This is a genomic window from Nocardioides sp. IC4_145 (genome assembly GCF_011250565.1).
Classification (GTDB): Bacteria; Actinomycetota; Actinomycetes; order Propionibacteriales; family Nocardioidaceae; genus Nocardioides.
This window is the reverse complement of record NZ_JAANMS010000007.1, coordinates 37,969-52,720: the sequence shown is the minus strand read 5'-3', so window position 1 is coordinate 52,720 and position 14,752 is coordinate 37,969. Positions and strand designations below refer to the sequence as shown.

At 73.5% G+C, this 14,752-nt stretch carries 14 protein-coding genes; 7 read left to right on the top strand and 7 right to left on the bottom strand.

The window, feature by feature from the left end; translation table 11 throughout:
- Position 1: 1 nt before the first annotated feature.
- From G6553_RS05275 to G6553_RS05255, 5 genes are all read right to left on the bottom strand, one after another.
- Positions 2-1,903: a type II secretion system F family protein gene (locus G6553_RS05275; RefSeq protein ID WP_166189823.1), complete on the bottom strand. Its 1,902-nt coding sequence runs from the start codon at positions 1,901-1,903 to the stop codon at positions 2-4.
- Complete coding sequence (locus G6553_RS05270) at positions 1,903-3,417, bottom strand: CpaF family protein (protein WP_207619380.1); 1,515 nt, start codon at positions 3,415-3,417, stop codon at positions 1,903-1,905. Before G6553_RS05270 ends, G6553_RS05275 begins: the two co-directional genes overlap by 1 nt.
- 4 nt (positions 3,418-3,421) lie before the next feature.
- Positions 3,422-4,618, bottom strand: coding sequence for an AAA family ATPase (locus tag G6553_RS20955; RefSeq protein WP_166189821.1), 1,197 nt, complete (start codon positions 4,616-4,618; stop codon positions 3,422-3,424).
- 4 nt (positions 4,619-4,622) lie between these two features.
- A complete protein-coding gene (gene cpaB, locus G6553_RS05260; RefSeq protein ID WP_166189819.1) occupies positions 4,623-5,363 on the bottom strand; it encodes a Flp pilus assembly protein CpaB in 741 nt (246 codons plus the stop codon).
- A 269-nt stretch (positions 5,364-5,632) separates the two neighbouring features.
- On the bottom strand, positions 5,633-7,423 hold the full coding sequence (locus G6553_RS05255) for an AMP-dependent synthetase/ligase (RefSeq protein WP_166189817.1): 1,791 nt from the start codon (positions 7,421-7,423) through the stop codon (positions 5,633-5,635).
- Positions 7,424-7,586: 163 nt separating this feature from the next.
- Between G6553_RS05255 and G6553_RS05250 the strand changes: the two genes are divergently transcribed.
- Genes G6553_RS05250 through G6553_RS05230 form a run of 5 tightly spaced genes read left to right on the top strand, consistent with a single transcriptional unit; the run spans position 7,587 to position 11,580 of the window.
- Positions 7,587-8,021: an SRPBCC family protein gene (locus G6553_RS05250; protein WP_166189816.1), complete on the top strand. Its 435-nt coding sequence runs from the start codon at positions 7,587-7,589 to the stop codon at positions 8,019-8,021.
- A gap of 8 nt (positions 8,022-8,029) precedes the next feature.
- Complete coding sequence (locus tag G6553_RS05245; RefSeq protein WP_166189814.1) at positions 8,030-9,223, top strand: ArsA family ATPase; 1,194 nt, start codon at positions 8,030-8,032, stop codon at positions 9,221-9,223.
- Positions 9,220-9,678, top strand: coding sequence for a hypothetical protein (locus G6553_RS05240; protein ID WP_166189812.1), 459 nt, complete (start codon positions 9,220-9,222; stop codon positions 9,676-9,678). The genes G6553_RS05245 and G6553_RS05240 overlap by 4 nt, the downstream gene beginning before the upstream one ends.
- Positions 9,675-10,616, top strand: a complete 942-nt coding sequence (locus G6553_RS05235; RefSeq protein ID WP_166189810.1) for an ROK family glucokinase — start codon at positions 9,675-9,677, stop codon at positions 10,614-10,616. The genes G6553_RS05240 and G6553_RS05235 overlap by 4 nt, the downstream gene beginning before the upstream one ends.
- A 16-nt stretch (positions 10,617-10,632) precedes the next feature.
- Positions 10,633-11,580, top strand: a complete 948-nt coding sequence (locus G6553_RS05230) for an ROK family protein (protein WP_166189808.1) — start codon at positions 10,633-10,635, stop codon at positions 11,578-11,580.
- 9 nt (positions 11,581-11,589) lie between these two features.
- On the opposite strand, the gene G6553_RS05225 is transcribed toward G6553_RS05230, so the two are convergent.
- Entirely contained in the window at positions 11,590-12,000 is a 411-nt protein-coding gene (locus G6553_RS05225; protein ID WP_166189806.1) for a hypothetical protein, read from the bottom strand.
- A gap of 10 nt (positions 12,001-12,010) precedes the next feature.
- The gene (locus G6553_RS05220) at positions 12,011-12,781 is read right to left on the bottom strand and encodes an alpha/beta fold hydrolase (RefSeq protein ID WP_166189804.1); all 771 of its coding nucleotides are present in this window, start codon (positions 12,779-12,781) and stop codon (positions 12,011-12,013) included.
- Between the two features lie 58 nt (positions 12,782-12,839).
- Here G6553_RS05220 and G6553_RS05215 point away from each other — a divergent pair, with 58 nt between their 5' ends.
- Positions 12,840-13,577 carry a lysophospholipid acyltransferase family protein gene (locus G6553_RS05215; protein WP_166189802.1) on the top strand — a complete coding sequence of 246 codons (738 nt, stop codon included), beginning with the start codon at positions 12,840-12,842 and terminating at the stop codon, positions 13,575-13,577.
- Entirely contained in the window at positions 13,574-14,743 is a 1,170-nt protein-coding gene (locus G6553_RS05210) for a DUF5931 domain-containing protein (protein WP_166189926.1), read from the top strand. Before G6553_RS05215 ends, G6553_RS05210 begins: the two co-directional genes overlap by 4 nt.
- Positions 14,744-14,752 lie beyond the last annotated feature (9 nt).

Below are 14,752 nucleotides of genomic sequence, written 5' to 3'. Positions count from 1 at the left end.
CTCACACCTCCACCTTCACGAGCTTGCTCATCCAGAACACGCCGACCGAGAGGATCACCGCAGCGCCCACCATCATCAGGATGCCGAGCGGTTCGGTGAACATCACGATGACGTAGTCGCGCTGCGAGACGAACAGGTAGAGCATGAACACCGGCGGCAGGCCGCCCAGCACCCACGCGGACAGCTTGCCCTCGGCGGCGAGCGCGGCGACCTGACGGCGGAGGTACTCCCGCTCCCGCATGGTGGCGGCGACGGTGTCCAGCAGCTCGGCGAGGTTGCCGCCGACCTGGCGCTGGATCTTGATCGCCATGACGACCCACTCGAAGTCCTTGGACTCGAACCGCTCGGCGACCCCCTCCAGCGCGTCCTCGAGCGGTACGCCGAGGCGGGTCTCGACCAGGACCCGCTTGAACTCCGTGGCGACCGGGTCGGCCCCCTCCCGCACGATCGTGTCGACCGACTGCGCGAGCGAGAGACCGGCCGCGAGCGACCCGGACATCAGCTGCAGGGTGTCGGGCAGCAACGAGTTGAACGCCTTGCGGCGCCGCGAGGTCCGGATGCCGAGGTAGAGCCACGGGCCGAGCCCGCCGAGCACGAGGAACAGCAGGCCGAGGACGATGTTCCCGCGGCCGAGCAGCAGCCCGACGAGCCCGGCGACGACGAAGACCGCGGTGTGGACGAGCAGCCACTCCGACGACTTCAGCTCGCTTCCGGCCCCCTCGAGCCGGTGGGTGATCCGGGCGTCGAGGGACTTGTTGCGCCGCAGCACGCCCGCAGCCGCGTCCTTCGCGGAGGCGAGCGCCTGGTCGGCGTCGACGCGAGGGCCGCCGGACGAGCCGGGCGTGGTCGCCTCGGTGTAGCGCGACAGCCGCTCCTCAGCGGTCAGCGGTGCGGGGCCGCGCGGCACGAGCAGCACGACGAGCGCGACCAGGCCGAGGCCGAGCGTGCCGACGCCGGCGTACATCACCCACGACGGGGGCACCCAGCCGTCCTGCTCCACGACCGGGGGCGCGGTCGCCGGCACGGCGGTCGCGGCTTGCACGGTGGCGAACGCCTGCGCCACCACCGGCTCGACGTCGCCGGCGAGGGTGATCTCCACGGTCGCCTGGGAGGCGGTGACGCCGGACGGGACGGGAGCCGTGACGAGCACCTGACGCGCGAGGGCATCGGCCTCCTGCGAGAAGGCCTCCTCGAGCGCGGTCCGGCTGGACTCGACGAGTCGGCCGTTGCCGGCGTTGGCGAGGTCCTGGAGCGCCGCGAGCGCCGTCTCGCCCTGGTCGAGCGCGACGGCGTTGAGGATGACGCCGGAGTCCTCCACGGCGGCGGTGACGTCCTCGAACGGGGTGTCGGAGGTGTCCGCGCCGTCCGAGAGCACCAGCAGCGAGCGCTGACCCTCGCTGCCGGCCAGCTCGACCGCAGCGAGCACGCCGTCGTGCAGCATCGTCTGCTGGCTCAGGGTCAGCGACCGGACGACCTCGCGGGCCGCGTCCCGGTCGGTGGTGGGGGCCAGCGCCTCGTCGACGGTGCCGGCGAAGCTGACGATGCCGATCTCGACGTCCGTCGGCGCGGTGCGGATGAAGGTCAGCGCGGCCGCCTTGGCCGACCCGAAGCGGTCGCCCCGCATCGAGTTGCTGGTGTCGATCGCCAGCACAGCAGTACGCCGTACGGCTGCGGCCGCCTCGGCGGGTGCGGCGGTCGCGGTGGTCTCGACGCCGTCCACGGTGACCGTGACCGCGTCGAGGTCGACCTCGACACCCTCCGGCACCGCGACGAGCACCTGCAGACCGTCAGCCGTCGGCTCGACGTGCGTGATCGACCCGTCGGCGCCGAGGGCGGCCGAGGGGACCAGGACCGCGAGCGACGCGACGAGCGGGAGGAGCACGCGGCGGACGAGGGCGGGCATCAGATCCGGTCCGTCGCGAACAGCATCGGGTCGACGGTGACGTTGGCGTAGGCCATCTTGTCGAGGAACTTCGGCCGCAGCCCGGTCGGGCGCAGGCGGCCGAGCGTGCGGCCCTGCGCGTCGAACCCGGCGGAGGTGTCGAAGACGAAGATGTCCTGCAGCGTGATGACGTCGCCCTCCATCCGCTCCACCTCGGTGAGATGCGTGATCCGGCGGGTGCCGTCCTTGAAGCGGGTCTGGTGGACGATCAGGTCGACCGCCGAGGCGACCTGCTCGCGGATCGCGCGCACCGGCAGGTCCATGCCGGCCATGAGCACCATCGTCTCCATGCGGGAGAGCGTGTCGCGGGGGCCGTTGGAGTGCAGGGTGCAGATGGAGCCGTCGTGACCGGTGTTCATCGCCTGCAGCATGTCGAGCGCGGAGGCGTCGCGGACCTCGCCGACGATGATCCGGTCCGGCCGCATCCGCAGGCTGTTGCGCACCAGGTCCCGGATGTGGACCGCGCCCTTGCCCTCGATGTTCGCCGGCCGCGACTCCAGCCGGACGACGTGGTCCTGCTTGAGCTGCAGCTCCGCGGCGTCCTCGATGGTGACGATCCGCTCGTCGGAGGGGATGAACGACGACAGCACGTTGAGCGTGGTCGTCTTGCCGGCGCCGGTGCTGCCGGAGACGATGATGTTGAGCCGCCCTCGCACGCACGCCTCGAGGAAGTCGGTCGTCTGCGGCGTCAGCGACCCGAACGACACCAGGTCGGTCGCGGTCAGCGGGTCGGTGGCGAACTTGCGGATCGTCAGCGCCGAGCCGTCCACCGCCAGCGGGGGCACGACCGCGTTCACGCGGCTGCCGTCGGGCAGGCGCGCGTCGACCATCGGGCTGGACTCGTCGACGCGGCGGCCGATGCGGGAGACGATCTTGTCGATCGTGCGCCGCAGGTGCGACTCGTCGACGAAGTGGGCGTCGGCGGGCTGGAGCCTGCCGTTCTTCTCCAGCCAGATCGAGCTGTGGCCGTTGACCATGACCTCGGAGACGTCGGGGTCGCGCAGGAACGGCTCGATCGGCCCGTAGCCGAGGATGTCGTCGCTGATCTCCTGCGTCACCCGCGCCCGGTCGCCGCTGCTGAGCGGCCGGTCCTGGGAGGACAGCACGTCGGCGAGGACGGTGCGGACGCGCTGGTCCAGCTCGTCCTGGTCCATGTCGGCGTCGTACAGGTGCGGCCCGAGCTGCTGGAGCAGCTCGGCGTGCACGTTGCCCTTGATCTCCTCGATGCGGTCGACCTGCGACGCGCCGAGGGTACGCCGGGGCGCGGCGTCGGCCTTGCGCCTCGCGGCCGCGGCGGCGTTCGCGGCGGCTGCGGCAGCAGCGGCCCCGGCCGGCTGGTCGGCGGGCGCGTCGAGGGTGCCGGTGGCGACAGCCGCGCCGGCCGGGTCGCCGGCGTCGGCAGCGCCTGAGCCGGCGCCGGTGCCGGGGGTCTCGGTCCGCCGGGCGGCGGCGAGGCGTTCGGACAGGGAGCTCATCTGGTCATCTCCGGATGCGGAACCGGCGGGCGGACTTCTCGGTCGTGCCCGCCTCGGCGCCCCCGTCGGGGCCGGCGGTGGACCGGGGGGCGGCGACCGTCTCGCCCGCGAGGCGGGTCGCGAGGTCGCGGATGGCGGTGCTCGACTGGTGCGCGGGGTTCTCCAGCAGGATCGGCGTGCCGGCGTTGGTGGCCGCGGCGATGTCGATCGAGCTCTCGACCTGGGCGGCGACCCCCATGCCGAGGATGGCCTCGACCTTGTCGGGGCCGATCCCGACGGCGTCGTCCGCGCGGTTGAGCAGCAGGTGCCGGTGGCCGCGGGCGATGTCGAGCATCTCGAGCGTCTCGAGGGCGACCTTGACGTTCTTGAGCGTTGGCACATCCAGCGTGGCGACGATGACGCACTCGTCGGTCTCGTCGAGCGCGGTCAGCGTCTGCTCGTCGAAGGCCGGCGCGGTGTCGATGACGACGTAGTCGAAGGTCTCGCGCAGCGTCCGCAGGATCCGGGAGACGAGCGCCGCCGTGACCCGTTCGCGCACGTCGGGGTGCGCGGGCGCCGCCAGCACCATGAGCGACTCCTGGTGCCGGGTCAGCAGGCCGTCGAGCATCGCGACGTCGAGGCTGTCCTCGGCGCCGACGGCCTGCTCGATGGAGTGCGTCGGGAACAGCTGCATGGTGATCGCCACGTCGCCGAAGCCCAGGTCGAGGTCGACCAGGCAGACCTTCCGCGCGCCCTGGTCGGTCAGCGCGAGGGCCAGGTTGACTGCCATCGTGGTCTTGCCGACGCCGCCCTTGGGGGAGAAGACGGTGACCACGCGACCGACGTGCGCGGCGCCCGAGGGTCCGCGCAGGGCGACGTGGAGCTGGTACGCCCGGTCGACCGCGGCCTCGAGCGCGACCAGGTCGCCGGTCTCCACGACGTCGCGGGCGCCGGCCTTCATCGCGCTCGCCAGGGTGGTCGCGTCGAGCTCGTCGCGCACGAGCACGACGCTGAGGGTGGGGCGGCTCGTCCGGAGCGTCTCGCAGACCGCGACGGTCTCGGCCAGCGCCAGGTGCGGGCCGAGCACGACGACGTACTCGTCGTCGTGCTGGGTCAGCCACGCCTGCATCCGGTCGACGGTCAGCACCCCCTGGGCACCGGTCGGCAGACCGCCCAGCAGCGAGGTGAGGGCGGCGTTCTCGGGGTCGACGGCGACAGGCACCGGACTACCCGAACAGGTTCTGGTTGTTGATGCCCGGGCCGGGGCGTACGGCGGTGCCGTCACCGACGAGCGCGAAGGCGAGCTCGCCGTTGCCCTGCGCGAACATGACCCGCTCGGCCTCCTCCTGGCTGAGGGCCAGGGTGATCAGCGTGCGGGGCAGCTGCTCGACGACCTGCTGGCCGGTCTGGTCCGTGACCGTGGTCGAGACCGGGGTGGTCGAGCCGACCGCGAGCACGGTCGCCTTCGGCAGCAGCAGCCGCGTGAACGGCTGGCCCGTGCCCGGGTCGGAGCCGTTGAAGAAGACGGCGACCTGCGATCCGGGGTTCACGAAGCCGGCGACGCGGGCGGTGTCGGTGAGGTTCACCGTGGCGGTGACCTGGCCCTTCTGCAGCTGCAGGCCGGTGTCGGCGGAGACCTGCGCGGCACCCCCGAACTTGGCGGGGATCAGCTGCTCGCCGGGGTAGATCGGCACCAGCGCGAGCAGCCCGTCGAAGGCGGCGGTGTCGCTCTGGGCACCTTCCAGCAGCTGGTCCTGGACGACCGGCTCGAGCGCGACCTTGCCCGCGGCCAGCGCGTCCTCGATCTTCTCGCCCTTGGCGATCGGCGCGGTCGCACGCAGCACCTCGACGGTGGCGAACCGGTCCTCGGCCCGGTCGTCGGCTCCCCGTACGTAGAGGAACACCAGCACCGCACCCAGCGCAGCCACGAGCGCCGCGGCGATGAGGAGGATCCTTCGTCGATCCATCGACAGAACCTTTCCGTCCTGTGAGGAACGTCGGGAGCCCCCTCCGACGGTCCAGCGTTGTCCCATGCGGATGCGGCCGGCCCCCTCCAGAGTCGGCTGCACCGGGTCCCGATCGTAGGCGTCCCGACCACCTCGCGCGGCAGAACCGGTCGATCGGCGGTTTCTTCGCCCGTCGGGGTGTGGCGCACCGCGCCAGGTCTGTCCTGGGGGCTGGTCGCGGATAGTCCGGACGGGCCATCCCGGACCACCGTCCGGCAGCCGGGGACGCGTCAGGAGTAGAGCGCGTCCACCTCGGCGCGCAGCTCGCGCATGACGACGTTCCGCTTGAGCTTGAGGCTCGGGGTGAGCTGGCCGCCCTCCTCGGTCCACTCGTCGGCGAGGACGCGGAACTTGCGGATCGACTCGGCCTTGGAGACCGCCTTGTTGGCGTCCTCGACAGCGGCCTCGATCTCGGCGCGCAGGTCGGGGTCGTCGACGAGCCGGTAGAGGTCGGTGGGCTTGCCGTGCGCCTCGGCCCAGGTCGGCAGCGACTCGCGGTCGAGGGTGACGAGGGCGGCGATGAACGGCTGCCCGTCGCCGACGACGATGCACTGGTCGACGAGGGCGTGCGCGCGCAGCCGGTCCTCGAGGACGGCCGGGGCGACGTTCTTGCCGCCGGCGGTCACGATGATCTCCTTCTTGCGGCCGGTGATCTTGACGAAGCCCTCGTCGTCGACCTCGCCGACGTCGCCGGTGTGGAACCACCCGTCCGCCTCGAGCGCCTCGCGGCTGGCGTCCTCGTTCTCCCAGTAGCCGGCGAAGACCTGGCCGCCGCGGAAGAGCAACTCGCCGTCGTCGGCGACGCGGACCGCGGTGCCCGGCAGCGGCCGGCCGACCGAGCCGACCTTCTGGGCGTCCGGGAGGTTGACGGTCAGGGCGGCGGTCGTCTCGGTGAGGCCGTAGCCCTCGAGCACGGTCAGGCCGATGCCGCGGTAGAAGTGGCCGAGGCGCTCGCCGAGCGGCGCGCCGCCGGAGACCGCGAACTGGCAGTTCCCGCCGAGCGCGTCGAGCAGCTTGCCGTAGACGAGCTTCGAGAACAGCGCGTGCTTGGCGCGCACGGCCAGCGAGGGCCGGCCCTTGTCGAGCCCGCGCGACCACGCGATGGCGACGTCGGCGGCGCGGTCGAAGATTTTGCCGCGGCCGTCGGCGGTCGCCTTCTGCGAGGCGGTGTTGAAGACCTTCTCGAAGACCCGCGGCACCGCGAGGACGAACGTCGGGCGGAAGGTCTGCAGGTCGGGGAGGAGGTTCTTGATGTCGGGGGAGTGGCCCAGGCGCGTGCGCGACTTCACGCAGCCGACCTGGATGATCCGCGCGAACACGTGCGCCAGCGGCAGGAACAGCAGGGTCGAGGCGCCCTCGGCCTCGAACAGCCGCTCCAGCTCGTCGACGGCCACGCCGAGCTCGAACATGAAGTTGCCGTGCGTGAGCATGCAGCCCTTGGGCCGCCCGGTCGTGCCGGAGGTGTAGATCAAGGTGGCGAGGTCGAGCGGCGTCGCCGTCGTACGCCGTGCCTCGAGGTCGGCGTCGGCGATGTCGGCGCCGAGCCGGCTGAGCACGTCGACCGCGTTGTCGGTCAGCGACCACACGTGGTTGAGCGCCTCGAGGCCGGCGCGGACCTCGGTGACCCGGGCGACGTGGTCGGGGGTCTCGGCGACGACCGCGCGGGCGCCGCTGTCGCGCAGGATCCACTCGATCTGCTCGGCCGAGGAGGTCTCGTAGATCGGCACCGTGACGGCGCCGGCGAACCAGATGGCGTAGTCGAGCAGCGTCCACTCGTAACGCGTCTTGGAGATCAGCGCGACGCGGTCGCCGGTCTCGATGCCCGCCGCGACCAGCCCCTTGGCGACCGCGGTGACCTCCGCGAGGAACTCCGCCGCGGTGACGTCGCCCCACCCGCCGTCGCGGGTGGGCCGGCTGAACACGACGGCCTCGGGCGCCTCCTCGGCGTTCCTCACCACGTCGTCGGTCAGGTTGCCCGTTGCCGGGACCTCGATCGTCAGGGGCGTGGAGAACTCCCGCACGCTTGCTCCTCCGGACACGTCGGCACGGACGCCCGGTCGGACGCCGCGTCGCAGGTTACCGCCGCCTTCTCGGGCCGTTCCCATCCGGTAGGCTCCCGCATCGGTCCACCCGCACGACCCGCCTCCCGTCCGTGTCTCCCGCTGTCTCCCAGGAGCTCCCGCCATGGCCGAACAGACCACGTCGTCGATCACCGTCGACGCCGCCCCGGCCGAGGTGATGGCGGTGATCGCGGACTTCCCGGCGTACCCCGCCTGGGCGAAGGGCATGCAGACCGCCGACGTCCTCTCGACCTACGACGACGGTCGCGCCGAGCGGGTCTTCTTCGTGCTCGACGTCGCACCGATCAAGGACGAGTACACCCTGGAGTACACCTGGGACGGCGACCGCCAGGTCACCTGGACCCTGGTGGAGGGCAAGATGCTGCGCGCGCTCGACGGCGCCTACGTGCTGCGTGACCTCGGCGGCTCGACCGAGGTGACCTATCGGCTCGCCCTCGACGTCTCGATCCCGCTCATCGGCATGCTCAAGCGCAAGGGCGAGAAGATCCTCATCGACACGGCGCTGAAGGGCTTGAAGAAGCGCGTCGAGTCGCTCTGACGCGACGGATGCGCATCCTCCTCCTCACCGGCAAGGGCGGCGTCGGCAAGTCGACGGTCGCATCCGGTACGGCGGCGCTCGCCGCCGCCGCGGGCCACCGCACGCTGCTGCTCTCGACCGACGCGGCCCACTCGCTGGGCGACGCCTTCGGGGTCGAGGTCGGCCCGGAGCCGACCGAGGTGGCCGACCGCCTGTTCGTGCAGCAGGTCGATGCGCAGCTGCGCTTCCAGCAGTCCTGGGCCGAGGTCCAGGGCTACCTGCTCTCCGTCCTCGACAGCGCCGGTGTCGACCGGCTCGCCGCCGAGGAGCTGACCGTCCTGCCCGGCGCCGAGGAGGTGCTGGCCCTGCTCGAGCTGCGGCTCCAGGTCCTCTCCGGCGCGTGGGACGTCGTCGTGGTCGACTGCGCGCCGACCGCCGAGACCCTCCGGCTGCTCGCGCTGCCCGAGGCGCTCGGGTGGTACATGCAGCGCGTCTTCCCCGTCCAGGCCCGCGTCGTCAAGGCGTTCAAGCCGGTGCTGACCCGCGCGGCCGGGGTGCCGATGCCCGGCGGCTCGGTCTTCGAGGCGGTCGAGCGGCTGCACGCCGAGCTCGACGAGGTCCGCGCCCTGCTCCAGGGGCCCGACGCGAGCGTCCGCCTGGTGCTCACGCCGGAGAACGTCGTCGTCGCCGAGGCCCGCCGCAGCTGGACCACCCTCTCGCTCTACGGCTACCGCGTCGACGGCGTCGTCGCGAACCGGGTCTTCCCGCACGCCGACGCCGACGACTGGCGCGCCGGCTGGGTCGACGCGCAGCAGCAGGTGCTGGCCGAGGTCGAGGAGTCGTTCGTCGGGCTGCCGGTGTGGCGCTCGGAGTACCGCCCGGCCGAGCCGGTCGGGGTCGCCGCCCTGCGCGACCTCGCCGCCGACGTGTACGCCGCGGACGACCCGCTCGCCTTGCCGGCCGGCGACGGCCCCTTCCGCGTGACGCGCTCCGGCGACGCCACGGTGCTGCGGCTGCGGCTCCCGCTCGTGGGTCGGTCCGACGTCGACCTGGCCCGCAAGCACGACGAGCTGGTCGTCACCGTCGGCGCCTACCGCCGGGTGGTCACCCTGCCCGCCGGCCTGGTGCGGCTCGAGGTCGCCGGCGCCCGGGTCGAGGACGGGGAGCTCCAGGTCCGCTTCCGCGAGACCCGGTCGAGCCAGGCCCAGGGGGAGAGCGCATGAGCGACGAGCACGAGCACCCGCAGGATCGCCAGGATCCGCACGAGCACCACGACGAGGTCGGCAGCGTCGCCGAGGAGGCCGCGAAGCTCTTCGGCGCCCTGGGCGACTGGGCCCAGGACCAGGGCAACGGCCTCGGTGGGCTCGGCGCCGGCCTGGGGGGCTTCGCGGCGCAGGCCGCCGCGGCCGCCCGGGGCGCGGAGGAGCACCTCGCGACCGGTGCGCCCGAGTGCACCTGGTGCCCGGTCTGCCGCGCGGTGCACACCGTGCGCCGCACCAGCCCGGAGGTGCGCGCGCACCTGACCGCGGCGGCGTCCTCTCTGCTGCAGGCGGCTGCGGAGGCGATGGCGACGGCGGTGCCGGAGGACCGGCAGCGCCCGGACGGCACCCCCGGTGTCGAACGGATCGACCTGGACCCCGAGGACGGGGTCGACGACTGGCCGGAGGACGAGGGATGACGCTCACGTGTGGGGTGGACGTCGGCGGGACGAAGATCGCCGGCGGCGTGGTGGACGAGCACGGCAAGGTCCTGGAGGAGCTGAAGGTCGAGTCGCCCGCGACCGACGCCGAGGCGATCGAGGACGCGATCGCCGGGCTGGTCACCGAGCTGCGCACCCGCCACGAGATCACGGCCGTCGGCGTCGGGGCGGCGGGGTACGTCGACAAAGCCCGCGCGGTCGTCATGTTCGCGCCGAACATCGCCTGGCGCGACGTACCGCTCAAGGCCGAGCTGGAGCAGCGCGTCCAGCTCCCGGTCGTGGTGGAGAACGACGCGAACGCCGCGGCGTGGGGCGAGTTCGCCTTCGGTGCCGGTCACGACGTCGACGACCTGCTCCTGGTCACCGTCGGCACCGGCATCGGTGGCGGCATCGTCCTCGACGGGCTGCTGCACCGCGGCGCGTTTGGTGCCGGCGCCGAGATCGGCCACATGCGGGTCGTGCCCGACGGCATCCGCTGCGGGTGCGGCAACCGGGGGTGCTTCGAGCAGTACGCCAGCGGGTCGGCGCTCGTCCGCGACGCGCGCGCCGAGGCGGTCGGAGGCACCCCGGAGGCCCGCGCCCTGCTCGCCCGTGCCGGGGGTGACCCGCTGGACATCACCGGGCCGATCATCACCGAGTCCGCACGGGCGGGTGACCCGTTCGCGGTCGGCCAGCTCGCGGAGCTCGGGCGCTGGCTCGGCGAGGGCATCGCCTCGCTGGCCGCCGTGCTCGACCCGGCCGTCGTCGTCATCGGCGGCGGCGTCAGCGAGGCCGGGGAGCTGCTCCTGGGTCCGATCCGGACCGCCTTCGTCGCCGAGCTGCCCGCTCGGGGCCACCGGCCGACGCTCGAGATCCGCCGCGCCACGCTGGGCAACCGCGCGGGCCTCATCGGCGCGGCCGACCTCGCCCGCCGCTGAACCGGCGCCTCCTGCGGTGACCCTGCACATCGGCGTGGACGTCGGCGGCACCAAGGTGCTGGCCGGTGAGGTCGACGCCGACGGCACCGTGCGGCGCACCGCCCGGCGCTCCACGCCGGGCCGGCGCGTCGACGCCGCGCTGGTCGAGCAGGCGCTGACCGAGGCCGTGGCCGAGGTCGCCGACGGTCGTCGGGTCGACGGCGTGGGGCTGGCAGCGGCGGGCTTCGTGGACGCTGCGGGGGAGCGGGTGATGTTCGCCCCGCACCTGCCCTGGCAGGGCGAGGACGTGCGCGCCCGCCTCGAGGACCGGTGGGGCGCGCGGGTCGCGCTCGACAACGACGCCAACTGCGCCGCGCTCGCGGAGGCCACGCTCGGCGCCGGCCAGGGTGTCCCGGACTTCCTGCTCGTCACGATGGGCACGGGCATCGGCGGCGCGGTCGTGCTGGACGGACGGGTGCGCCGCGGCCGGAACGGGATGACCGGCGAGTTCGGCCACGCCCAGGTCGTCCCCGACGGCCGCTCGTGCGAGTGCGGGGGCGCCGGGTGCTGGGAGCAGTACGCCAGCGGGAACGCCCTCGTCCGCCACGCCCGCGCCCGGATCGGCCACGAGCCGACGTTGCTCGAGCGGCTCTGCGGCGGGGACTCCTCGGCGCTGACCGGGCCGATGGTCACCACGGCCGCCGAGCAGGGCGACCTCGTCGCGCTAGAGGCGTTCGCGTCGATCGGGGACTGGCTCGGCGTCGGCGTCGCGAACCTCGTCGCCGCCCTCGATCCCGACCTCGTCGTCATCGGCGGCGGCGTCTCTGCCGCCGGCGACCTGCTCCTCGAGCCCGCCCGCCGCGCCCTGAGGCGCTCGCTCGTCGGCGCCGCCCACCGCGAGGTCCCGGCCGTCGTCCCCGCCCGCTTCGGCCCGCACGCCGGCGTCGTCGGCGGAGCGCTCCTGGCTCGCGGCGCCACCGCCTGACCCGCGGGGTCAGACCTGGGCGCCGTCGTCCCAGGGGTCGCGCGGGCCGCGGGGCATCTGGAGGACGAGGTACAGGAAGCCGACGACGAACGCCGCGACGAGCACGAGGCTGACGAAGCGCGGCAGGCCGATGCCGAGCACCAGGGCCACCAGCAGGGCGGCCGGGCCGCCGAAGACGCCGACCCAGGCAGCGCCGCGGAGCCCCCGCGGGCGGGGCACCGGGGGCGGGGACGGCGGCACGAACCGCTCCTCGTCGGAGCGGGCGAGGTCGCCGTCGGGTTCCTCCGGCAGCGGCACGGCGTACGCCGGCGGCGAGGGCTCGGCGACGGGCTCGGCGGGCGGCTCGTCGTCGAGCGTCGGCCGCTCGCCGTAGTTCTCGACGATCGCGCGCCAGACGTCGTCCTCGTCGTCGCGCTGCACGAGGACGAGGCTACGCGGCGGTCACCCGCTTCACGAACGCCACGGTCTCCTCGACGATGGTCGGGAGGTCGTTGTCGAGCGTGGCGACGTGGTAGCTCTCGGGCAGCGAGACCTCGGTGACGTCCCGCGAGCCGACACGGGAGACGACGAGAGGCTGGGTGAGCTCGTCGACGACGTGGTCGACGGTCGAGCGCAGGTAGAGCAGCGGCGCGGTGACGCGCGGCAGGTCCGCGGCCAGGCGGGGCCAGGCGCGGAACATCGAGTGGGCGGCCTTGAGCGGGGTGCGCGTGTAGCCGTGCTCCTCGACGCCTGGCTTCTTGATGTCGTTGGCGATGCCGGGGAAGGACCCGAGGAGGTGCTTGAGCACCGGCAGCAGCTTGACGTCCTTGCGGGCGGTGGCGAGCGCCGGGTTGACCACGACGACCCCGGCCACGGCGTCCCCGTGGTCGGCCGCGAGCCGGAGGGTCAGCGCCCCGCCCATCGACAGCCCGCCGACGACCACAGCGTCGTGGTCGCGCCGTAGGTCGCCGAAGACGCGCGACAGCTCGGCGTACCAGTCGTCCCACGTGGTGGTGTTGCAGTCCTGCCAGCTCGTGCCGTGCCCGGGCAGCCGCGGCACCTCCACGGCGTACCCCTGCTCGGCGACCGCTTCCGCCCACGGCTTGATCGACGCCGGCTGGCCGGTGAAGCCGTGGCTGAGCAGCACGGCGATCCGGCGCCCGCCGGTCAGCTCGGGGCGGGCGGGGACGGAGAGCGGGCCGGCCAGCGGGTGGATCGTCATGGCGGCACTGTAGGTCTAGGGTTGCCCCGTCCGGGCCGGGTCGTGGAAGGTGCGCCGCGTGTTCTATTGGTTCCTCAAGTGGGTGGCCCTGGGCCCGTTCCTGCGGGTCATCTTCCGCCCGCAGGTCACCGGCGCCGAGAACGTCCCCGACGAGGGCCCGGCGATCCTCGCGAGCAACCACCTGTCGTACGCCGACTGGCTGTTCATGCCGCTCACGCTGCCGCGGCGGGTGACGTTCGTGGCGAAGGCGGAGTACTTCACGACGCCCGGCATCAAGGGCTGGTTCCAGAAGCAGTTCTTCTCCGGCGCCGGCCAGGTGCCGATCGACCGCGGCGGCGCGAGCGCGGCCGAGGGCGCGCTCACCGCGGCCACGCGGATCCTCGCCGAGGGCGGGCTGTTCGGCATCTACCCGGAGGGCACGCGCAGCCATGACGGCCGCCTCTACCGCGGAAAGACCGGCGTCGCGCGCCTGGCCCTGGAGACCGGCGTCCCGGTCATCCCGGTCGCCGTCGTCGGCACCGACGTGGTGGCGCCCCCGGGCAAGACCTTCGGCACGTTCACCCGGCCGGTCGTCCGCTTCGGCACGCCGCTGGACTTCTCCCGCTACGAGGGCATGAGCAACGACCGCTACATCCTGCGCTCGGTGACCGACGAGATCATGTACGAGATCATGCGGCTCTCCGGCCAGGAGTACGTCGACACCTACGCCGCCCAGGCGAAGAAGGCCGACGCCGAGGCGAAGCGCGCCGAGCGGGCCGAGCGCGGCGAGGCCGGCGAGCAGAAGAAGGCGTCCTGAGCCGACGGTCCGACCCGGCCGGCGGCGCTTCCGCCCCCGGCCTGGCCGTCGAGGACCGGCTCTTCCGCGCGCTGGCCGTCCTGCGCGGGGTGACCCTCGCGAACGCGGTGGTGCTCAACCTCTACCGCGCCGACAACTTCCAGCGCCCGGTCGGCGGCGTTGTCTGCGTGCTGGTGATGGTGGTGTGGACCGCCGTGGCCGTGTGGGCGTACGCCGCGCCCCGGCGCCGCACGGTCGGCCTGCTGGTGGCGGACCTCGCCGTCGCGGTCGCGCTGCTCGGCGTGACGCCGCTGGTCAAGGGCGACGGGTTCAACGCGACGGTGCCCGGCTTCTGGGTCGCCGGCGCCCTCCTGGCGTGGGCGGTCCGCTACCGCTGGGTCGGCGGCCTGCTGGCCGCGGTCGTGCTCGCCGCGACCGACCTGCTGGTCCGCGAGGAGGTCAGCCAGGCCAACTACGGCAACGTCTTCCTCATCGTGATCGGCGGGCCGATCGTCGGCTTCATGTGCGGGTCGCTGCAGGAGATGGCCGCCGAGCGCGACCGAGCCGAGCGCACGGCCGCGGCGGCCGCGGAACGGGCGCGGCTCGCGCGGGCGGTCCACGACGGCGTGCTCCAGGTGCTGTCGCTGGTGCAGCGGCGCGGGGCGGAGCTCGGCGGGGAGGCGGCCGAGCTGGGTCGGCTGGCCGGCGAGCAGGAGTCGCGGCTGCGGACGTTGATCCGCACCCAGGAGCGGACGGCCGAGCGCCCCGGCGAGGTCGGCGGCGACGCGGTGCTCGACCTGGCCGCCGAGCTGGGCCGGCTGGAGTCGCGGGCGGCCGTGACCGTCGCCGCGCCGGCCACCCCGGTCGAGCTGCCGGCCGACGTCGTGCGCGAGCTGTGCGCGGTCGTCGGCGCGTGCCTGGACAACGTCGCGGTCCACGTCGGGCCGCAGGCGCCCGCCTGGGTGCTGCTGGAGGCGTTCGCAGACCGGGTCGAGCTGTCGGTGCGCGACGAGGGCCCCGGCATCCCGGCCGGACGGCTGGAGCAGGCCGCGGCGGAGGGCCGGCTGGGGGTCAGCGAGTCGATCCGTGGGCGGGTCGCCGACCTCGGGGGCACGGCCACGCTGTCCACCGGCTCGTCGGGAACCGAGTGGGAGATCGTCGTCCCGGTGGTGTACGGCCGGCACTAGTCTCCGCCC